This is a genomic window from Desulforhopalus glucosivorans, assembly GCF_054397165.1.
Genome location: NZ_AP044854.1, coordinates 1,992,987 through 2,012,549 on the forward strand (window position 1 = coordinate 1,992,987; position 19,563 = coordinate 2,012,549).

At 44.0% G+C, this 19,563-nt stretch carries 17 protein-coding genes, 6 tRNA genes and 2 pseudogenes; 8 read left to right on the forward strand and 17 right to left on the reverse strand.

Features of this window, described 5'->3' with window-relative positions; all coding sequences use genetic code 11:
• Positions 1-17: 17 nt before the first annotated feature.
• From flgL to ACX6CI_RS08550, 5 genes are all read left to right on the forward strand, one after another.
• Positions 18-1,655, forward strand: a complete 1,638-nt coding sequence (gene flgL / locus ACX6CI_RS08530; protein ID WP_458777746.1) for a flagellar hook-associated protein FlgL — start codon at positions 18-20, stop codon at positions 1,653-1,655.
• Between the two features lie 191 nt (positions 1,656-1,846).
• Complete coding sequence (csrA, locus tag ACX6CI_RS08535; RefSeq protein WP_458777747.1) at positions 1,847-2,086, forward strand: carbon storage regulator CsrA; 240 nt, start codon at positions 1,847-1,849, stop codon at positions 2,084-2,086.
• The gene (locus ACX6CI_RS08540) at positions 2,086-2,547 is read left to right on the forward strand and encodes a flagellar assembly protein FliW (RefSeq protein ID WP_458777748.1); all 462 of its coding nucleotides are present in this window, start codon (positions 2,086-2,088) and stop codon (positions 2,545-2,547) included. The genes csrA and ACX6CI_RS08540 overlap by 1 nt, the downstream gene beginning before the upstream one ends.
• Positions 2,548-2,821: 274 nt before the next feature.
• A complete protein-coding gene (locus ACX6CI_RS08545) occupies positions 2,822-2,989 on the forward strand; it encodes a hypothetical protein (RefSeq protein ID WP_458777749.1) in 168 nt (55 codons plus the stop codon).
• A gap of 288 nt (positions 2,990-3,277) precedes the next feature.
• Complete coding sequence (locus ACX6CI_RS08550) at positions 3,278-4,096, forward strand: flagellin N-terminal helical domain-containing protein (RefSeq protein ID WP_458777750.1); 819 nt, start codon at positions 3,278-3,280, stop codon at positions 4,094-4,096.
• A gap of 78 nt (positions 4,097-4,174) precedes the next feature.
• Here the strand turns inward: ACX6CI_RS08550 and ACX6CI_RS08555 are convergent, their stop codons facing one another.
• From ACX6CI_RS08555 to ACX6CI_RS08590, 8 genes and pseudogenes are all read right to left on the reverse strand, one after another.
• Positions 4,175-4,606: a hypothetical protein gene (locus tag ACX6CI_RS08555; RefSeq protein ID WP_458777751.1), complete on the reverse strand. Its 432-nt coding sequence runs from the start codon at positions 4,604-4,606 to the stop codon at positions 4,175-4,177.
• 55 nt (positions 4,607-4,661) lie between these two features.
• Positions 4,662-5,180: a flagellar export chaperone FliS gene (fliS, locus tag ACX6CI_RS08560; RefSeq protein WP_458777752.1), complete on the reverse strand. Its 519-nt coding sequence runs from the start codon at positions 5,178-5,180 to the stop codon at positions 4,662-4,664.
• On the reverse strand, positions 5,180-6,622 hold the full coding sequence (gene fliD, locus ACX6CI_RS08565) for a flagellar filament capping protein FliD (protein ID WP_458777753.1): 1,443 nt from the start codon (positions 6,620-6,622) through the stop codon (positions 5,180-5,182). Before fliD ends, fliS begins: the two co-directional genes overlap by 1 nt.
• Positions 6,623-6,681: 59 nt before the next feature.
• Entirely contained in the window at positions 6,682-7,041 is a 360-nt protein-coding gene (locus ACX6CI_RS08570; RefSeq protein ID WP_458777754.1) for a flagellar protein FlaG, read from the reverse strand.
• Between the two features lie 94 nt (positions 7,042-7,135).
• A complete protein-coding gene (locus ACX6CI_RS08575; RefSeq protein ID WP_458778450.1) occupies positions 7,136-8,422 on the reverse strand; it encodes a flagellin in 1,287 nt (428 codons plus the stop codon).
• A 456-nt stretch (positions 8,423-8,878) separates the two neighbouring features.
• A pseudogene (locus ACX6CI_RS08580) lies at positions 8,879-9,241 on the reverse strand (flagellin N-terminal helical domain-containing protein); the annotation flags it as partial.
• A 393-nt stretch (positions 9,242-9,634) separates the two neighbouring features.
• Positions 9,635-11,275, reverse strand: coding sequence for a flagellin (locus ACX6CI_RS08585; RefSeq protein ID WP_458778451.1), 1,641 nt, complete (start codon positions 11,273-11,275; stop codon positions 9,635-9,637).
• A gap of 12 nt (positions 11,276-11,287) precedes the next feature.
• A pseudogene (locus ACX6CI_RS08590) lies at positions 11,288-11,698 on the reverse strand (flagellin N-terminal helical domain-containing protein); the annotation flags it as partial.
• A 505-nt stretch (positions 11,699-12,203) separates the two neighbouring features.
• On the opposite strand from ACX6CI_RS08590, the gene ACX6CI_RS08595 reads away from it, so the two are divergent.
• From ACX6CI_RS08595 to ACX6CI_RS08605, 3 genes are all read left to right on the forward strand, one after another.
• The gene (locus ACX6CI_RS08595) at positions 12,204-12,893 is read left to right on the forward strand and encodes a PilZ domain-containing protein (RefSeq protein ID WP_458777755.1); all 690 of its coding nucleotides are present in this window, start codon (positions 12,204-12,206) and stop codon (positions 12,891-12,893) included.
• Between the two features lie 131 nt (positions 12,894-13,024).
• Positions 13,025-14,062 carry a hypothetical protein gene (locus ACX6CI_RS08600; protein WP_458777756.1) on the forward strand — a complete coding sequence of 346 codons (1,038 nt, stop codon included), beginning with the start codon at positions 13,025-13,027 and terminating at the stop codon, positions 14,060-14,062.
• 1 nt (position 14,063) lies between these two features.
• Positions 14,064-14,360 carry an EscU/YscU/HrcU family type III secretion system export apparatus switch protein gene (locus tag ACX6CI_RS08605; protein WP_458777757.1) on the forward strand — a complete coding sequence of 99 codons (297 nt, stop codon included), beginning with the start codon at positions 14,064-14,066 and terminating at the stop codon, positions 14,358-14,360.
• Between the two features lie 39 nt (positions 14,361-14,399).
• Here ACX6CI_RS08605 and ACX6CI_RS08610 read toward each other — a convergent pair.
• The 9 genes from ACX6CI_RS08610 to clpP form a co-directional block, all read right to left on the reverse strand.
• Positions 14,400-14,476, reverse strand: a tRNA-Asp gene (locus ACX6CI_RS08610).
• 18 nt (positions 14,477-14,494) lie between these two features.
• A tRNA-Val gene (locus tag ACX6CI_RS08615) sits at positions 14,495-14,570 on the reverse strand.
• 35 nt (positions 14,571-14,605) lie between these two features.
• Positions 14,606-14,682: transfer RNA gene (locus ACX6CI_RS08620), tRNA-Asp, on the reverse strand.
• A gap of 18 nt (positions 14,683-14,700) precedes the next feature.
• Positions 14,701-14,776: transfer RNA gene (locus ACX6CI_RS08625), tRNA-Val, on the reverse strand.
• A 35-nt stretch (positions 14,777-14,811) separates the two neighbouring features.
• Positions 14,812-14,888, reverse strand: a tRNA-Asp gene (locus ACX6CI_RS08630).
• An 18-nt stretch (positions 14,889-14,906) separates the two neighbouring features.
• Positions 14,907-14,982 (reverse strand) — tRNA-Val (locus tag ACX6CI_RS08635).
• Positions 14,983-15,095: 113 nt separating this feature from the next.
• Positions 15,096-17,414, reverse strand: coding sequence for an endopeptidase La (gene lon, locus ACX6CI_RS08640; protein ID WP_458778452.1), 2,319 nt, complete (start codon positions 17,412-17,414; stop codon positions 15,096-15,098).
• Positions 17,415-17,557: 143 nt separating this feature from the next.
• Positions 17,558-18,826, reverse strand: a complete 1,269-nt coding sequence (gene clpX / locus ACX6CI_RS08645) for an ATP-dependent Clp protease ATP-binding subunit ClpX (protein ID WP_458777758.1) — start codon at positions 18,824-18,826, stop codon at positions 17,558-17,560.
• Positions 18,819-19,430 (reverse strand): ATP-dependent Clp endopeptidase proteolytic subunit ClpP, encoded by a 612-nt coding sequence (gene clpP / locus ACX6CI_RS08650; protein ID WP_458777759.1) that lies wholly within the window; start codon positions 19,428-19,430, stop codon positions 18,819-18,821. Before clpP ends, clpX begins: the two co-directional genes overlap by 8 nt.
• Between the last annotated feature and the right edge of the window lie 133 nt (positions 19,431-19,563).

Consider the following 19,563-nt stretch of genomic DNA (forward strand, 5'->3'; position numbering starts at 1 on the left):
AATCTAGGTATATTATTATGAAAGTCACAGACAACTCAACATTTCGTCTTATGCAGACCAATCTCAACAGAATTACGACTGACCTTCAGGAGTTGAGAAATCAGGGTGCAACAGGACTAAAGTTTAACACATCCTCTGACGACCCTACTGCAATTCGTCCTGTACTTAACACCAGAACAGAAATTCAGGAAACAAACCGCTACCTTGACACCATGGGTAATGCCGGCGATGGAATGGCCTCCACCGACAGCCATCTCTCAAATGTGGAAAACATTCTTGTCCGCGCAAAAGAAATTGCAATCAACTCAGTAAACAGTGCGTTGAGCCAATCTGACCTCAATACTCTTGCCGATGAAATTACAGAACTCCGGGCCGAATTGCTTTCCACTGCCAATGCAGTTGTGGATGGAAAATATATTTTTGCAGGCTATCAGGAAAATACCCCGCCTTTCACAGTAAACGAAAACTACGATCCAGACCTGTATGATATAAACGTTAGAGACTCCTGGCCATATCACTACCAGGGTGACAATAACCCTACAAAACTAGAAGTAACGAGCCATGAATTCCTCGAAGTAAACCTTACCGGTAACGAGGTGTTTATGGGTATCTCCAATGAGATATTTGAAGATGGAACTGGAGTTCCATATCAGGGCCAATCTCTCACATCCGGGACCATTCAACCAACCACTGGTGGAGAATTAACGTTCACTCCAGAAGGTGGCACTCCGTTTACGATCCCGTCCACTGATCTTACCGATACTGACAATAATTTTGCCGGCAAGGTTTCAGCTCTTTTAAACCAACCAGAAACGGGGCTTGTCAGTACGACCAATCCTGCAACGGTTAATTTAGGCAGTCTCCCTCTAACTGGACTAATAGAGGGTACCGACACCTATGATCTCACTATTACTTCCGGTGGAGTCCCTGTATCTGTCAGTTTAGATGGTCCTTCAGGCTACGATTATACTTTGGAAGGCTTGTCGTATGCACTGGCGAACAGCCCACCACCTGTAACAAACCTCTCTTCCACAGGTGGAACTCTGGCTAATGGCGTAAGCTATGATATTTCCAGCGGGTCACTGGTGTTAACGGGTCCCGATTCCGGCCCTAATGCCGGTGCCGAAATTGAACTAACAGAAACTATTCCAGTTACAGCCAGCGGTGGCATCGATGGTGGCTCCCAAACAGTATACGGCACCTTTAATATTGCACCAAACTCATCGACAAATGTGGACATCTCCGGGGCAGGACTCACAGATTTTGGCCTGGTAGCTACAACCCTTGATGGTGCATCGGGTAATCTTGATCTGTTCACTGTGCTTATGCAGACAGAAGAAGCCATCCGGGGTGGTAATATTGATGAGTTGACCGGTGCTGGAGGCTCTTCTCTTGCCCTCATTGAAAAGCTTGAAGTTGCCGCTGATCAAAATCGCAATAGCCGTAGTACTCTTGGCAATAAAGCAAGCAGAGTAGAGTCTGCCATTTCTCATCAGGAAGACGCATTAATTGATTTAGAGACAATTCTTTCTCGCTATCAAGATGTGGATATGATAGAAATTTATAATGATATAATTCAGAAAGAGACCGCTTTTCAGTCAGCACTTAGTATAACAGGAAGGGTTTCACAGATTTCAATTCTTGATTATTTTTAGCCACCGATTAAAATGGGGAAAGGCTGCTTGAGAGCCTCTTACCCATTTCGCTTATGGTACTTTGAAGAAAAAGTAATTTTTCAAGGTAGACCAATGCTTACGTCTGTTAGGGGACATGGAGGTCGCACTAGCAATATTCAAACATTCGTCCAACCTTTCAGGCGACATTCGCCATTATTACGGAGTCTAACATGCTGGTTCTCACCAGAAAACTGGGTGAAGGTATTGTCATTGGCGATGATATTACAATTACAGTTGTCGAAACGAAGGGTGGAAATGTTCGTATAGGCATTGATGCTCCCCGGGAAAAGAAAATCTATCGTCAGGAAATATTTGATAAAATTGTTGAAGAAAACCGAGATGCTGCAAACTGGAATATGATTGATCTCGACAGCCTGAGCGATAACCTTACTACAATCAAAGGTAAATAATGGAAAAGATAGTCACTCGATTTGGCGAAGTTGAATATGACCCAGAAAATCTGGTTTATTTCCCTGCCGGAATAATCGGTTTTCCCAATCTTCAAAATTTCATCGTTATGCCCAACAAAAAAGAAGGGCCGTTATTCTGGATACAAAGTATCGAAGATCCTACCTTTGCCTTTGTTCTTACAGATCCGACTAATTTTTTCTACGACTACCTCATTGCGCCGGACGCTGGCGAACGGCAACATTTACATATTGACGAAAACGACCCCTGTTTTATTCTCACTGTTGTAACGGTACCGCCTGATCAGAATATAACTCTCAACCTCGCGGCTCCCATTCTCTTCTCACCGAAATCCAACCGAGCAATGCAGGTTATACTCGAAGATGTGAAATACAGTGCTAAAACGCCGTTGCCCCAACCGGATAAAGGTACTGCTCAGGCGGAGAATAGTGAAAAGAAGTAATTTCCCATGAGTAAGACACAGGGGGATCACATCGGCATTTGATTCCCATGCAACAAAGAAGCATCTACTTTACCAGGTAAAAGGTGAAAAGATCAAAAGTTCAATAACTGATATTGTACAGTTTTTCTCCGACACCACAAAAGCCTACTGCCAATTTGAGCAGAACATTCTCGATCTAACTGAGTCACTCTCCACCCTCTCAGCGCAACAGCTTGATAATGGATGCCAAAAACTACGTCTCCAAAGATCAAAACTGGAACAACTTGACCAACAGATGTTTAATATCCTTGAGCTCGCCGGTGAATCAATTTCACAGGAAAAACTAATTGAAGACTATAGAATTGCCCTGGCAAAGGCAAATATGGCCTCAGAGCAACTCTATCAGAAATTACAAGAACTCAAAATTACTCTTCAGGAAAACCAAGCCAATTTCTTAGACTAGAGCCTTTTAGATGCAATACATTGGCACGAATTGTTATTCGTACCACATTGTACGCCCTTACCATATACGTATAACCTGAGATACCAGGCCCCACTGTTTTTCTCACATCCTTGTTTTGGCATATATTTCGCAAAACAAAACCTGCATACAGAGAAATAGATTAGAAATTTCTCTGCAAAGTTGTCAAATGTTACTTACATTTCAGTTTTGAATCTCGAATACCAAAACGGAACTTCGTTGATTTGTAATGTACAAGGCAATTCTTTTCATCACAGGTGGAGGATCAACATGGTGGATTCAATCAATAGTAGTTTTAGCAGTGCACGCAATATTACCACTGCTCAGAGCGGCGTAGAAAAAGCATTCTCTCGTCTCAGCAGTGGTTCAAGAATTAACAGTGGGATGGATGATGCTGCCGGTCTGGCTATTTCCGACCGGATGAGTTCGCAAATTCAGGGGTTAAACCAAGCCATGCGCAACGCCAATGATGGCATCTCTCTGGCGCAAACTGCTGATGGAGCCCTGTCCGAATCAACCAACATTCTACAGCGCATGCGCGATCTTTCCCTGCAGGCCGGTAACGGTATTTACAATGATAGTGATCGGGCTTCGATGAATGAAGAATTTTCAGAGCTCCAGTCAGAGCTAGACCGTATTGCCGGTTCAACCTCCTTTAATGGCAAAAATCTCCTTGATGGCAGCATGTCCGGCAACATTGCATCCTTTCAAGTTGGCGCTAATGCAGGCGAAACCATAGAGATGTCCATAGATGGTGCCACGCAAGCTGATCTCGGCACAGATTCTCTTAGCATAGCAACCGTGGCCGGCGCGCAAAACTCCCTATCAGCGATAGATGAAGCCATTGGGAACATTTCGACCAACAGGGGAAATCTGAGTGCAGTACAGAATCGTTTTGAATCATCAATTGCAAACCTTGGCAATGTTTCGGAAAATCTTGCAGCGTCAAGATCCAGAATTGCTGATACTGACATTGCTGCAGAAGTGTCAAATTCATTAAAAAACAGAATTTTAGCACAGGCAGGAGTGGCCGTGCAAGCCCAGGCAAATCAGTCCGCAGGACTGTCACTTAGCCTGTTGAGTCGGTAATCTACTGTAATGGTCTTTGTTCCCATGCGCTGCATGGGAACGAGAAAAACTGGAGATGATTTCATAGCACTATCAGCATTAGAATGACTTATTGACTATCCTGCCATACCGATCCTGCTGACTTTTATAACCATGTAACGCTTTTTTTCCCTGTTTAACAGTTTGCATTTCATTTGCTAAAAGATATTTGACGCTGGTAACCTTGGGAACAGTTTTTTCTATCAGGCCAAGCATATCCTCCTGCAACTCTTTTCGATATTTCAAAAAAGCAACTCTACTGCTACTGTCTTGCAATACATTGAGTTGTTGGGCCACTTTTAGGTCTGTTTGTTGTATTTGACTTTGCAACTCTGAAAATATCACATTAAATTTTGTGATAGATTCAACAGATTGCCCCTGAAGATCACCTTTCAACGACTGCAACAAGGTTATCATTGCACGGTATTGTTCCAGGGATTGATGGCAGAGTAGCTCTACACTCGTGTTATCAGTATCTTGCATTCTATCCATGATTACCCTGCTGTTATTTTTGCCTTTTGTTGTAACGATGCTATAGATTCAACAGTTAGCGCGTAACCGAAAATGGCTTGTACGTCGCCGGTTCCTGATAGGCGCTGACAGCCTGTGACTGAGGAGGAGTAAAAGCCTGTTGTTGAACATTCGTTGCCTGATATGGATTCGAGACCTCCACTTCCTTTGCTGCCTGCTCTTTTTTGTTCAACTCCACAGCCTCACCCCAGGTTTGCCGTAAATCGACCAATAATTTCTCCACTGCCTGAAGCTTATCAAGATCATCTTTTATATTTGCAGCCGTGAGTTCACGAATCATAAAATCATACAGTGCATCGAGGTCATCTGCAATCTGCCCACCAACTTCACGGTTTAATGAGTTAGAAAACTCAGTTATGATTGCCATGGCCTTTGAAATGCCGGAGATTTTCATTTCAGAATTATTTTCTTCAATACCTGCAATAGCCCTACGGGTAAAACGTATAGCGCCATCATAGAGCATCAATAGAATCTGTTCAGGAGATGCGGTGCTCACCTGATTTTCCTGATACTGGTTCATATTATAAGTATTCATTATCTATTCCCACTGCTTAAATTTGAAAGCATATCCATTTGCTGGGTCAGGTAGTCACTCTGCGAGTTCAGGTTGCTGACAAGCAATTCCATGGCATTAAACTGGGCCCGAATACGCTCTTCAATTTTATCGATCATCGGCTCTTTTAATAATATCTGGTTATCAAGACGTTTAACCACCGATTCATAGCTATTACGTTTATCTGCATACATTCCATCTGTGGCTGATGTGGCACCGAGGAGGTATGAATTAAATTTCTTCATAACACCATCAACCTCGTCTTCACCTGCCAACAACTTAACAACATCATCAAATTTTGATTCCAACGCTGTATCAAGTTTACCGTTGTTAAGTAATAAGGTGCCGTCAGACTGGGTAGAAATACCTATTTCACTTAAAATCTGCAGCGATCCACTACTACCGACCGCATCGGATAAAACAGACTGGAGATTGCGTTTAATGTCATTAATGGTTGCATCACCCCGAAGGTAATCACTGAGGGAATCTTCCTCTGTATCATCTTCACTATCAGACGAATCACTGGTGGTCTCTTCGACTTCTTGATAACCTGAAGAAATCCAATCCATAATTTCGTTATAGCTGGATACAAAGGTGCTCAATTTTTCTTTGAGGGCTTCATTGTCCGCTTCAACATTTAAGGTGGAAGTTTCATAGACGGCCGGACTTCCATCTGTTGCTGGGGTTACAATCTCACTCTCGTTGTTGAGATTAATGGTAACACCGGCTATCACTCCAGAAAGGGTGTTGGTGTTACTGACCACTTCAATACCGTCAACATAGGCGACAGCCTGTTGGGCGGCACGCACATGGGAGACGGAAAAATCAATAGGGTTGTTTTCCGCGTCTTCTAAGTCATGGGAAAGCGAAAAACTGGTCGCAGCATCTTTACCGGTCAGAACCAGGTGATAGTTGGAACTACCCCCCCCGTCATTTATAATAGACGCAGAAACTCCAGTATCCTCAGAGACACTGTTAATTGCGGCCATCAGCCCCTGTAGTGAATTATTGGTTTCGTTTATCTCAATTCCCAAATCGTTAATAGCAAAAGTTCCTGTACCTAACAGACTCTCGGTATCTGAACTGTAACCGTCTGTAACTGTTTTCTGTACCTGGGCGAGTTGAGCGACAGCAATGTCATAGCTACCAGTGCTTGCCCCATTGGAAGAGGCCGTAATAGATTCTTCGGAGCTCAACCGGACACTGGTTGTCTGGACTTCACTGGTTATGTTGAGGTTACCAACAGCTGAGCGCAGATCGTCCAGTCTTGTGTTAAACTGGCCATAGGCCTTCAGACGTTGGCTTTCATATTCCTTATCAGCCTCTAGACGATCAATGGGTCTTCGTTCAATAGCCATGAGGCTATCAACGAGGTCTTCCGTGGGCAGACCTGTGGCCAGGCCACCGAAACTTATCTCTGCCATGCCATACTCCTCAGCTTAGATTGGTAGCTAACTCTTTACAATGTAAAACAAAATAAGACTTATCTGGAAGTATTTACAATCTGACCGCGCAAATCTTCCAAAGTGGCTTTCATCCCCAAAACATCCTCAGCAGGGACCTGCCTGATAACCTCATCTGTTTCTGTATCAACAACTTTTACAACGAGTTCATCAAATTCCTGACTATTTTCAAAGCGCACACTGTACTGTCCGTTTTCAGTAAGCCCCTTAATCTGGTTTAAAATCTCTTCGGGCTGAACGGCAGTTTTATCGCCGCTGCTACTTTTTTCAAGGTTCGCATCTCCCTTGGCGAGCTCCTTACGTCCAGCCTCAATAGTGTCGCTAGCCTTTGGTAACTGCTGAAGTGATGACCCTGTTACGTTAATTGCTTCAACTTGCATAATATACTCCTTTTCAAAACGACACATCCCGGTTTATCAATACCTAAACTGGGGGCTGAAACATCCAGCCCCCAGGTTGAGTTTATTTAATTGATTAACCTAAGAGTGACAGAGCCAACTGCGGTGCCTGGTTGGCCTGGGCCAAAATAGATACACCAGCCTGTTGCAGAATGTTAGACTTAGTCATTGCCGAAGTCTCCATGGCGATATCCGCATCAAGGATACGAGAACGGGCAGCAGAAAGGTTCTCTGCAACATTGTTCAGGTTGGCAATAGTAGATTCAAAACGATTCTGCACCGCACCAAGACCACCACGGATGGTATCGATATCGGAAAGAGCAGCATCAACAGACTCAATTGCAACCCATGCATCCTCGCGGGTCGCAACATTTACCTGATCGATGGTTGTTGTTGCATTACCAACAGCATCAAGACCTGCTGCTGCCAGCCCAGCGCCCTGTAAAGAAATATCAGAGGTGCTATCGAGGGAAATTTGCCCCTCGTGGGATACACCAACTGCATCAGCAGCAGCATCAGCAAAACCAGCACCGGTATTGGTTCCGGTCGTTACTTCCTGCATAACCAGATCAGCACCATCACTATTTGCGACTGTGATATTATTGTCGGCATCAACAGATGCAGTATAACCAGCAGTTGTCAATGCTGAAACAACATCACTTGCATTAACAGTACCGTCGGCTCCTGCAGCAACACTTACATCTACAGTATCAACAGATAAAGTATAAGTACCTGTTACAGAAGTATTCTCAGACTGCATTGAAGATAGACCAATAGAAGACTCGTTACCTGCAGCCTGGGTCATGGTAAGAGCATTCCCTGCGCCAGAAGTAAATGTATAATCTCCGTTGGTCGCCAGACTTACAGTTCCAGTTGTACCAATATTTGCCGCAATATCAGTTGCCAAAGCAGCTTCGGTCAAATCACCGCCGGAACTGTTGGTATAGACAGCTTCCTCACCATCGATGGTGAAAGTAAGCGTTTCACCATCAGCTACAGTTAAGCCGGTCAAATCAAACGACTGAACTTCTGCTTGTGCTGCTACACCAGGCGTATCTAAACTAAAACCAGGTGTAGTAGGCGGCGCGGTGTGGCCGGTAACCCCAGTAATAACTCCACCTGAAGGTGCTGCATTTCCGTCAGTGGCCGCCTGGGTGAGGGTTACACTACCATCACCGCTATTGGCCGTCATAACCCAATCAATACCGGCAGTATCTGTTGCCGTCAGACCATTAAGTGCGGCATCCATGTCACCATCACCAGTAATAGCGGAAGCAGCAGTGGTGAAGTCTACTGTAGCGCCACCAGTGAAAGTGAATTGTAATGTAGCACTAGCACCAGCGGTCATGCCAGTGAGATCCATGGTCTGAATTTCTTCCACCGCTGCTTCACCATCTGTTGTCTGGGTTGAAGCAACTGCTGCATCAACTGTACCTTCCAGAGCAACATCTTCAAAAGCAAAGGTTTGAGAGTTTACAGCAGTGGCAATAGTGCTACCAGCAGCTGTGTTAATTGCTGATGCTATATCAGCATTGGAACCTGAAGCTGTCTCCGCAATATCAGTGCCATTTACACTAATGGAGCCCGCAGCAAGCACTGCAGTACCGGTGACATTGGTACCCGCAACGGCTGTACCATTCGGAGCATCAATGGTAGTACCCACCTGACTTAAATCAGCCGCGGCGGCACTGGAAATATCAAAAGAAATTGTCTGGTTTGTTCCTGCATTAGCACCAACCTGAAAGGTTGCGTCTTCAAGGGATCCATCAATTACTTTTTTACCATTGAACTCAGTTGTTTCAGCAATACGGTCAAGCTCAGCTTTCAACTGAGTTACCTCATCGTTGAGCGAGGCACGGTCAGAGGCACTGTTTGTATCGTTTGCAGACTGGACAGCAAGCTCACGCATACGTTGCAGGATGTTTGTACTTTCCTGAAGAGCACCTTCAGCTGTTTGAGCAAGGGAAATACCGTCGTTGGCGTTACGGGCGGCCTGGTTAAGACCTCGAATTTGGGAGGTCATACGATCGGAAATCGCCAGACCAGCAGCATCGTCTTTTGCTGAGTTAATTCGCAGACCAGAAGAGAGGCGCTGCATAGAATTGTTTAAGGCACCCTGTGATTTACCTAAGTTACGTTGGGCATTAAGAGACGCTACATTTGTGTTAATTGTTATAGCCATGTTTTCATTCCTCCATGAATGAGTGTGTTAATTCGGGCATCCTTGCCCTGTTTAATAAAACAACATGTGTATTACGTATTACGTTTGCAATATAGTTTTTTTTCCGTTGCCCCTCCTTTAATATTTTATGTTTTTGATGCTTATTAACCAGCTTTTCAGAAAAACACTGGAAAGTCAAAGAACCTTTCCTTATTCTCTTGTCGTCTGGTTGCTTCATAATCTTTAGATAAAAAGTTCTTTTTTTGATATTTTTTTTAAATTTTTTCTATTTATATATGATTACAGAGAGTTATAGTTAACTATAATTTTTTCTTTGACCTTAATTTCCCCTATAGACCCAGGAGCGTTCCCATGCAGTGAATTGGAACACTCCTGGCAGAGACCTGGGAATTCTTAGCCCTGCAGCAGTGACAATGCTAATTGAGGCGTCTGATTAGCCTGGGCCAGTATAGAAACCCCAGCCTGCTGGAGGATATTATTCTTGGTCATGGCGGAAGTCTCCATGGCGATATCCGCATCAAGTATACGTGAACGTGCGGCAGAGAGATTTTCCGATATACTGTTTAAATTACTGATAGTCGATTCAAGACGATTCTGCACGGCACCCAGACCGCCACGAATAGTATCAATATCCTCTAAGGCTGCATCGACGCTTGCAATGGCGATCCAGGCGTTTTCACGGGTATCAACGCTCACTCGATCAATAGTAGTAGTAGCGTTGCCGGTGGTGTCCAGTCCGGCTGCAGCTAAACCTGTTCCGGTTATAACTATATCAGCGATACTATCGAGAGTAACCTGCCCCTGATGAACAACCCCTGTTGCATCAGCTGCTGTTGCGGCAAAACCTTCTCCGGTATTTGTTCCTGTTGTTACCTCTTGCAGGGTTAAATTTGCACCATCTGCATTAGCAACAGTAATATTGTTGTCTGAATCGACTGAGGCAGTATAACCCGCAGCTTCAAGAGCAGTTACAACATCAATTGCATTGACAACACCATCGGCTCCTGCATCAACAGCAACATCTGTAAGTCCCGCCACATCAGGACCCACACTCAGGACATAGGTCCCGACTGCTACACCTGAGGGTTCTGTTGTGCCCGAAGAAAGTCCAAAAGCAGCGGCGGTGTCGGCATTTGAGCCACCTATAATAATATCTGTAGCAGATGAAATAGAGACAGAACCATAGGTGGTATCATCATAGGCCCCAGCAGCGGCATCTAAACCTGTTGTAGTTGCAGCATCACCTACAAAACCTTCTACAATTTGTATATCAGCACCTGTCGCATCACTGAAGGTATAATCGCCGGATAATGCCCCACCATTATTTGTAAAAGTAATACCAGCACCTGCCCAGTCATATGCCTCAATGGCTCCATTCACGTAGTCGGCATCAATGGTTGTAACCTGTGGATCAACTGTAGCCACAACTGGTTCTCCAGCTATGGTCAATGAGTATGTTGCACTACCAGCAGTCGTTCCTGTTACCGTGATGAATGCTGAACTGTTGAGCGAAGCACTGCTGGCACCAACTGAAGTGGTTATCGTTTGTCCACCAGCAGTTGCTGCTGTTTCTAGAGCTGTTGCAAGAGTTGCGGCAGTTGTACCAGCGCCCGCTCCAAGAGGTACTGCGCCAACACTTTGCCCGGCAATAGTCAGATCTCCTGTTCCGGCCACCGCTTCTGTAATCGCTGTACCTGTAACTATCGCTGCAGTACCACGCTCAAGTGATATATCCTCAAAGGGGAATGTCTGAGAATTGACTGCAGTTGCAGTAACAGTTGGGTCTGCACTATTAATAGCATCAACGAGATCAATATTGGTACCATCTGTTGCCCGAACAATATTATCGTTGATTACCAACTCTCCGGTTCCAAGTGGTGCGATCATGTTAGTTCCGCTAACTGGGAGACCTGCTGGTGCATCAATTACGGTACCCACATAACTGAGGTCCGCAGATAAAGCACTTTCAATAGCGAAAGTAATGGTCTGATTGACCCCAGCGTTTGCCCCGACCTGAAAGGTTGCAGAATTCATCGTACCGTCAATAACTTTTCGACCATTAAATTCCGAAGTTCTGCCAATCCGTTCAATTTCAGCCACTAATTGAGTCACCTCTTCGTTCAGCGATGCTCGATCAGAGGCACTGTTGGTATCATTGGCAGACTGTACAGCCAACTCCCGAAGTCGTTGAAGAATATTGGTACTTTCCTGCAAGGCACCTTCCGCTGTCTGCGCCATTGAAATACCATCATTAGCGTTCCGTGCAGCCTGATTCATACCTTTGATCTGCGCAGTCATTCTATCTGAGATGGCAAGACCTGCAGCATCATCCTTAGCACTGTTGATGCGAAGACCCGAAGAAAGCCGCTCCATAGATTGGGACAAATCATTCTGACTTTTTCCTAGGTTTCTCTGGGCATTTAAAGATGAAATATTGGTGTTTATAGTAAGTGCCATTTTTAATGATCCTCCATGAGATACTAACCGGCCTCAATGCCGTATATTTTTGTAATACAAATTGTCCAAATTCCAAATTAGATGTCCAGTCTGATAAACTTATCGGTGGAGGATTATGAAAATTTAGATATTTCTTGACAAATAGACGAAACTAGGACTAATGATTTTTTAATTGAGCTAATATTAAAATAAAACTAAAGATTTCAGGAACACGTGTTGAGATGCTACTTGAGAAAGCTGATATGATGACTGACAGGTGATACTCTAAATAATGGCAAAACTGTAAGAGTGAGGTATTGCTATGAGTAACACATCCAATGATCAATAGAATTGACTTCATGTTTTCTTGATGCAAATCTCAAAAAATGCTAAAATAAATTCAATACATAGCTTTTCTGGTATGTGATAGAGGTTCGCTAAGAATTAGTCTCTCCGTCATTCCTGCTACAAACATGCAATAATGCACTTAAATGATCAATTATAGGTTATTCCGAGCCCATCTATTATGACCCAAGATATCAGCATTCTAAATAACATTTCTGACGGGAAGCCCGTTCACCTTTTTCTTCCACTTCTGAATCGACCGGATATGATACGGGCTCAATGTATCTATCAACAGACATCCTCCCCAAAGTTTTCACTCATCTTTAAACCCGGGGTCCTGCCTGTCGATGAAATAGATACCAGCAAACCAGCCATCATTAATATTGATATGGGTGGCCCCACCCTTTCACTGGAAGCCAATATTCTAAATATACCTAACTCTCAAACTATCGATCTAATAGTTAGAAAATCTTTTAGCCATGAACAAATGCGAGAATTTTTTAGAGTAGATGCTGTAACGAGTGTTATCTCAAAATCATTTGAGACAGCTGTTTTTGATAATACTAGTGAAGGGCAGGCTACCCCAGGAACAACTGTAGATATTAGTGGCAGTGGTATATTGGCCATTTTTGAGGAAAAACCTCCACAGACTGAACACATACGCCTTGAAATTGTAGTCCCTACCGCAGAGGCTCAAACTGTATCAGTTTTCGCCCACCAGGTCAGACTACATAAACTTCACGACGGGCGATATGAAGTTGCCTATCATTTTGATGATATATCCGATGAAGACAGAGACATCATCATTGGAACCTGTCTTGTCTTGCAACGGCAGATGCTTCGATTAAAGGTGCAAGTTAAAGACAATTAGTGGGTTGGCTAGGACAAACCCCAGTTAACATTTCGGTCTCACAGTTCTGTAAACAGGAGTACAGTTTTTCAAATAGTTGCTCTTGGATAAAATACAGATAAACTTTTTGATAAAATAACCGACACATAAGTATGGATACCATTCGCCCTCTTACATCCATACCTCCTGTAGGCTCTACGACATCACAGGGCCGGGGGCAACAATCACAGCAAGGCCAGTTACCCTTAGGGCAACTGATTAAAGCAGTGGTTGTTGAAGCCAAGGGACCTGATCAGTTCATACTCGATATTGGTGGCAATAAACTTGCGGCCCAGTCCCAGGCTAAACTTAATATCGGCCAAAATCTCCAGCTTCAAGTTACTCAAACCAGTCCACAGATCGAACTCAAGATTGTAACTGATACCCTCAATCAGTTTGTTGGAAAATCCCTCACACTTGTTGGCAAAAACATCGACCTCAGTAGTCTTTTTCAAAGTTTCAGTCAATCAGCTTTATCCCCTCTCCAATCACTCACGCCTACAAGTCAGTCGATCCTCGAGAGTTTTTTTTCCCTCCAGCAGACGGACATTGGAACCCAGGGTGGAGGAGCCATATTAAAACAACTCCTTGAAGGTATTGGCCTCAACCTTGAACATCACCTCGCCAGGGGGGATAAACAGAGTGCTGCTGCCACACTAAAGGCGGCCTTACTCGAAGTTGCACACTCCTTCAAAAATGCTGAGACAATTGCCAATAGCACCAATAAAGTCATTACCACAATAGAGCTGTTTCAACTTACACAGCTCAATTCAAGTAACGATTCGTTTCTTATCTTTCCCCTCCCCTTACCGTTTGTCGAAGCAGGTTACTTACGTATCGCAAAAGATGGTTCCAGCGACGGCTCTGGGGAACAAGAGGAATTTAGATTTTCATTGCATCTTACGATGACTGATCTTGGTAATATTTGTGTTGATTTTGTCAAAACACCCGAAAATCTTCTCATTCGATTTAGAGCAGAATCTTTGGAAAAGATGGAGTTTATTGAGCAGTATTCAAAAGAACTCACAGATGCAATTACCGATGTACCCAACATAAGTATCTCATTTGCTGAGGATGCCACAGACCCCATAAGCGACCTTATAAAACAGGTGGTGCCAGAAGGTCAATCCATGCTCGATACTAAGGTGTAATATGGAACCGAGGTCCAAACAAAAAAAGGCTGTTGCGATTCTTTATGATGACAGTTCAGCTTCAGCTCCTAAGGTCATTGCCAGTGGAAAGGGTACTATTGCAGAAAAGATCATCGAAACAGCCGAGGAGGCCGGCATACATATACAGCAGGATCCAAATCTGGTCGAATTACTTGCAAAAGTGGATATTGGTGAGGATATCCCCGTGGACCTCTATCAAACAGTGGCCGAGGTCCTGGCCTTTGTCTACAAGGTGAACAACAGGTTTAAAGACAAGGTTTCAGGAGGGGGAAAATAGAAAAAGGGTTTGTAGCTAAGCTACAAACCCTTTCTTTTCTGGCGGAGCGGACGGGACTCGAACCCGCGACCTCCGGCGTGACAGGCCGGCATTCTAACCAACTGAACTACCGCTCCAGAAACTCTATACTGTGATGGTGGGCGACACAGGGCTTGAACCTGTGACCCTCGGCTTGTAAGGCCGATGCTCTCCCAACTGAGCTAGTCGCCCATCTCAATACAACTGCTATAAAACAATCAACCTCGTGGCGGAGCGGACGGGACTCGAACCCGCGACCTCCGGCGTGACAGGCCGGCATTCTAACCAACTGAACTACCGCTCCACGAGATGTTTCTTTACTTGGTGGGCGACACAGGGCTTGAACCTGTGACCCTCGGCTTGTAAGGCCGATGCTCTCCCAACTGAGCTAGTCGCCCATCTCGATAGTACTGCTATAAAACCTTCAACCTCATGGCGGAGCGGACGGGACTCGAACCCGCGACCTCCGGCGTGACAGGCCGGCATTCTAACCAACTGAACTACCGCTCCATGAGATACTTCGTTGCTTGGTGGGCGACACAGGGCTTGAACCTGTGACCCTCGGCTTGTAAGGCCGATGCTCTCCCAACTGAGCTAGTCGCCCTCGCAACGAATTGTGAGGCGTTTTTTACCAACTTCCCTCTGGTACGTCAAGCTAAAAACAAAAGTTTTTACATATTCATTCAACAATAGTTTTTTCGTTTCTATTTCAAAAACTTATTGCTTTTTAAAAACGGATTCACCCTCACCAACTACCAGTGCAAAGTCCAAAACTTCGTCCATATGATTCACTACATCTATGGTAAGAGCCTTACGAATTTTAAGAGGTACATCGTTGAGATCACGTTCATTTTCTTTTGGAATCAAAACGTGGGTCACGTTCCCTCTTCTCGCCGCGAGAAGTTTTTCAGTTAAACCACCGATCGGCAACACCCTACCCCTCAGGGTAATTTCCCCGGTCATCGCCATGTGATGTTTCACCGGAGCCTTTATTAGGGCTGACACCAAGGTCGTCGCAATGGTAATTCCTGCAGATGGACCATCCTTTGGAATTGCCCCTTCAGGCACATGAATATGAATATCGAGCTTTTGATAGAAATCAGCATCAAGACCTAATACATCGGCTCTGGACCTAACGTAACTGAGTGCCGCCTGAGCTGATTCCTGCATAACATCACCAAGCTTACCGGTAATGATTAGCTTTCCAGCACCGGCCATAAGGGTAGCTTCTATTTGCAGCAACTCCCCTCCAACCTCAGTCCATGCAAGCCCTGTGGTAAGACCAATTTCGTCATTTTCTTCAGCAAGACCATAGCGAAATTTTGGTGTTCCAAGATACTTCAGTACCGACTGCATACCAACTCGGTATTTCTTGCTTTTAAGATCCTTTTTCAGACGCTCACGTGCTATCTTTCTACACAGTGAGGCAACGATACGCTCAAGATTTCGTACTCCGGCTTCTCTTGTGTACCGTCTAACAACCTCAAGAATAGCTCCATCAGTCATCTGAATATCACCGCTCTTGAACCCATTTTCCTTAACCTGCTTGGGAATAAGGTATCCATCGGCGATTTTAAGCTTTTCTTCTTCGGTATAACCACTGATCTGGATAATCTCCATCCTATCCTGGAGAGGAGCAGGAATACCATGCAGACTATTCGCTGTAGTTATAAAGAAAATTTCAGACAGATCATAATCGATATCCAGATAATGATCATTAAAGGCAACATTCTGTTCAGGATCAAGCACTTCTAAAAGAGCCGAAGAAGGATCTCCCCTAAAATCCATGGACATCTTGTCTACTTCATCAAGACAAAAGACAGGATTAGATGAGCCAACCTTTTGCATGGACTGAATGATCTTCCCTGGCATTGCTCCAATATAGGTACGTCTATGGCCACGAATCTCAGCCTCATCACGCACACCACCAAGAGATAAACGGGCAAACTTTCTGCCCATGGCCCGTGCAATGGATTTACATATGGAGGTTTTACCTACACCTGGAGGCCCTACCAAACAGAGAATTGGCCCTTTGATCTTCTTTACCTGAGCCTGGACGGCCAGATATTCAAGGATTCTCTCTTTAGGCTTTTCAAGACCGTAGTGATCTTCGTTAAGGATAACTTCAGCCTTATTAATATCTATCTTGGACTTTTTCTTCTTATTCCACGGCAGACTAACAATACAGTCTATATAGTTACGCACCACCGTTGTCTCAGCAGACATCGGTGGCATATTTTTAAGTTTTTTGAACTCTTTAATTGCCTTTTCTTTGGCAATCGCAGGCATCTTTTTCTTATTGATGCTCTGCTCGAGTTCGCCCATCTCATCAAGACCATCTTCATTCTGGCCAATCTCAGTCTGGATTTCACGAACCTTCTCACCGAGATAGTAGTCACGCTGGGTTTTCCCCATTCGCATCTTAACTTTTGCGTTGATTGATTTCTCAATCTCGCTGAGTTCAATCTCTCTATTGAGTATCTCCAGGACTTTTTCTATTCGATTAGCAAGAGGCTCAACTTCTAAAATTGTCTGCTTCTCATCACTTTTAAGGGGTAAATGGGAACAGATTACATTTAGAAGCTTCAGAGGATTATCAATAGCCTTAATAGAAACAAGAACTTCTTTGGCAATTTTCTTATTACCAAGGGCATATTTTTCAAAGAATTTTCGTAGCTCTCGCTCATAGGCAACTACAGCTGCAGATCCAACTGATTCATCATCTCGTTCTTCAACTTCAGCCTGTAAAAAATCATCGTGGGGAACGTATGAGATCAGCTTTGCCCTGGATTTACCTTCCACAAGGGCCTTTATTGTGCCATCGGGAAGTCGAAGAAGTTGCATAACACTTGCCAGGGTACCGTACTCATACAAATCTTCAGTGCCTGGTTCGTCCACTGTAGATTTTTTCTGGGTTACCAAAAGTATATCTGTTTTCTTTTCCATTGCATCCTCAAGGGCTGCAATGGACTTCTTTCGACCCACAACTAATGGTGCAACCATGTGCGGGAAAATCACAAGGTCCCGCAATGGCATAAGGGGGTAAAGTTTTGTCACAAAATCTCCTTTACTAACTCACGAAAAAACGTATCAACCCCGGTAAACTGGAAATAAGCCGGGATAAGTACCTTCATGAAATCATTTTAAACAATATAAACAAGAAAATGAATTCTAAGGTACTAACCAGTTTTCAATTCTTCATTACCCTTATTGTGGTAAAGAATAACCGGATAATCACCCTCATTAATCACCTGCTCACTAATAACACATTCCTGCACATTCTCTTTGGAAGGCAGGTCATACATTACCTCGAGCATTGAGGATTCCATAACAGAACGCAGGCCTCTGGCCCCGGATTTCCTGGTTAGTGCTTTCTGAGCAATTGCCGAAAGTGCACCTTCAGTAAACCTAAGATTCACACCATCAAACTCAAAAAGTTTCTGATATTGTTTTGTCAGGGCATTCTTTGGTTCTTTTAGAATCCGCACAAGGTCTTCTTCAAGCAGCTCTTCCATGGTTGCAATAACAGGAAGTCGACCAACAAGCTCTGGGATAAGACCAAATTTGAGAAGATCCTCAGGCTGTACTAACCGGAGTAATTCACCAATCTTTCTTTTCTCATCACCGGTCACTTTAGCACCAAAACCGATAGATTTTGCGCCCTGTCTACGACTGACAACCTTATCGAGACCGACAAAAGCACCACCAACAATAAAGAGGATATTGGTGGTATCAATCTGTACAAGCTCCTGCTGAGGATGCTTGCGCCCACCTTTTGGTGGAATAGACGCCACAGTTCCTTCTATTATCTTCAACAGTGCCTGCTGTACACCTTCACCTGAGACATCTCTTGTAAGGGACGGACTATCAGACTTTCTGGCGATCTTATCGATCTCATCTATATATATGATACCACGTTGCGCCTTGTCCACATCATAGTCAGCAGCCTGGAGCAAACTGACAAGGATATTTTCCACATCCTCTCCAACATATCCAGCTTCCGTCAGAGTCGTTGCATCAGCCATACAAAAGGGAACATTTAATATGCGAGCTAACGTCTGGGCAACAAGTGTCTTACCTGAGCCAGTAGGTCCAATGAGTATAATATTGGACTTCTGCAGTTCAACAGAGTCGATATCAGTTGGAGCATCAATTCTCTTATAATGATTGTGTACTGCAACAGATAGGACTTTTTTAGCAAAATCCTGCCCGATTACATAATCATCAAGATGCTCATTGATCTCTATGGGCTTAAGGGTGATCTGCTCATCCTCAGCCTCTTCGACACCTTCAACATCATCTTTTTCCAGAATTATTTCATTACACAGTTCAATGCATTCATCACAAATGAACACATCTGGACCTGCAATAAGCTTTTCGACTTCATCCTGGTTTTTTCCACAAAACGAGCAGTTACAGTCAGGTCCGTTGTCGTTTACATCATCCATCACTTTTTTCCTCTACCAGTTCATCTCGATTAGTAAGAACTTTATCAATTAAACCGTACTTCTGCGCTTCAACAGCACTCATGAAATAATCCCGTTCAGTATCTGCTGAAATTTTCTTTATTGTTCGCTTGGTATGGTGGGCCAGCAATTTATTAAGATCACTCTTCATTCTCAGTATCTCTTTTGCCTGGATGTCAATATCAGTTGCCTGACCTTGGAATCCCCCCATAGGCTGGTGTATCATAATACGAGCGTTTGGTAAAGAATATCGTTTACCATCCGTTCCGGCAGCAAGTAAAAATGCACCCATGGATGCTGCCTGTCCCATACAAAGTGTGGCGATATCGCACTTCACATATTGCATTGTATCATAGATTGCCATACCAGCAGTCACAGATCCACCAGGAGAGTTAATATAAAATGTTATGTCCTTTTCAGGATTCTCAGCTTCTAAGAATAAGAGCTGGGCAACAATGACATTTGCAACATCATCATTAACACCGGAGCCTAGAAAAATAATACGCTCTTTCAATAAGCGTGAATATATATCAAAAGCTCTCTCTCCACGAGGACTCTGTTCAACCACCATCGGCACAAGATTCATCTATTTCTCTCCTTAAAACGGTTCGACTGCATAAGGTACTAAACCAGATGCAGTCGTTGTTATTAACTCGCTATACTAAGCATATGTTAAATTGAATAATCACATGCTCATTATAAGACGTATAAGGTGAGAT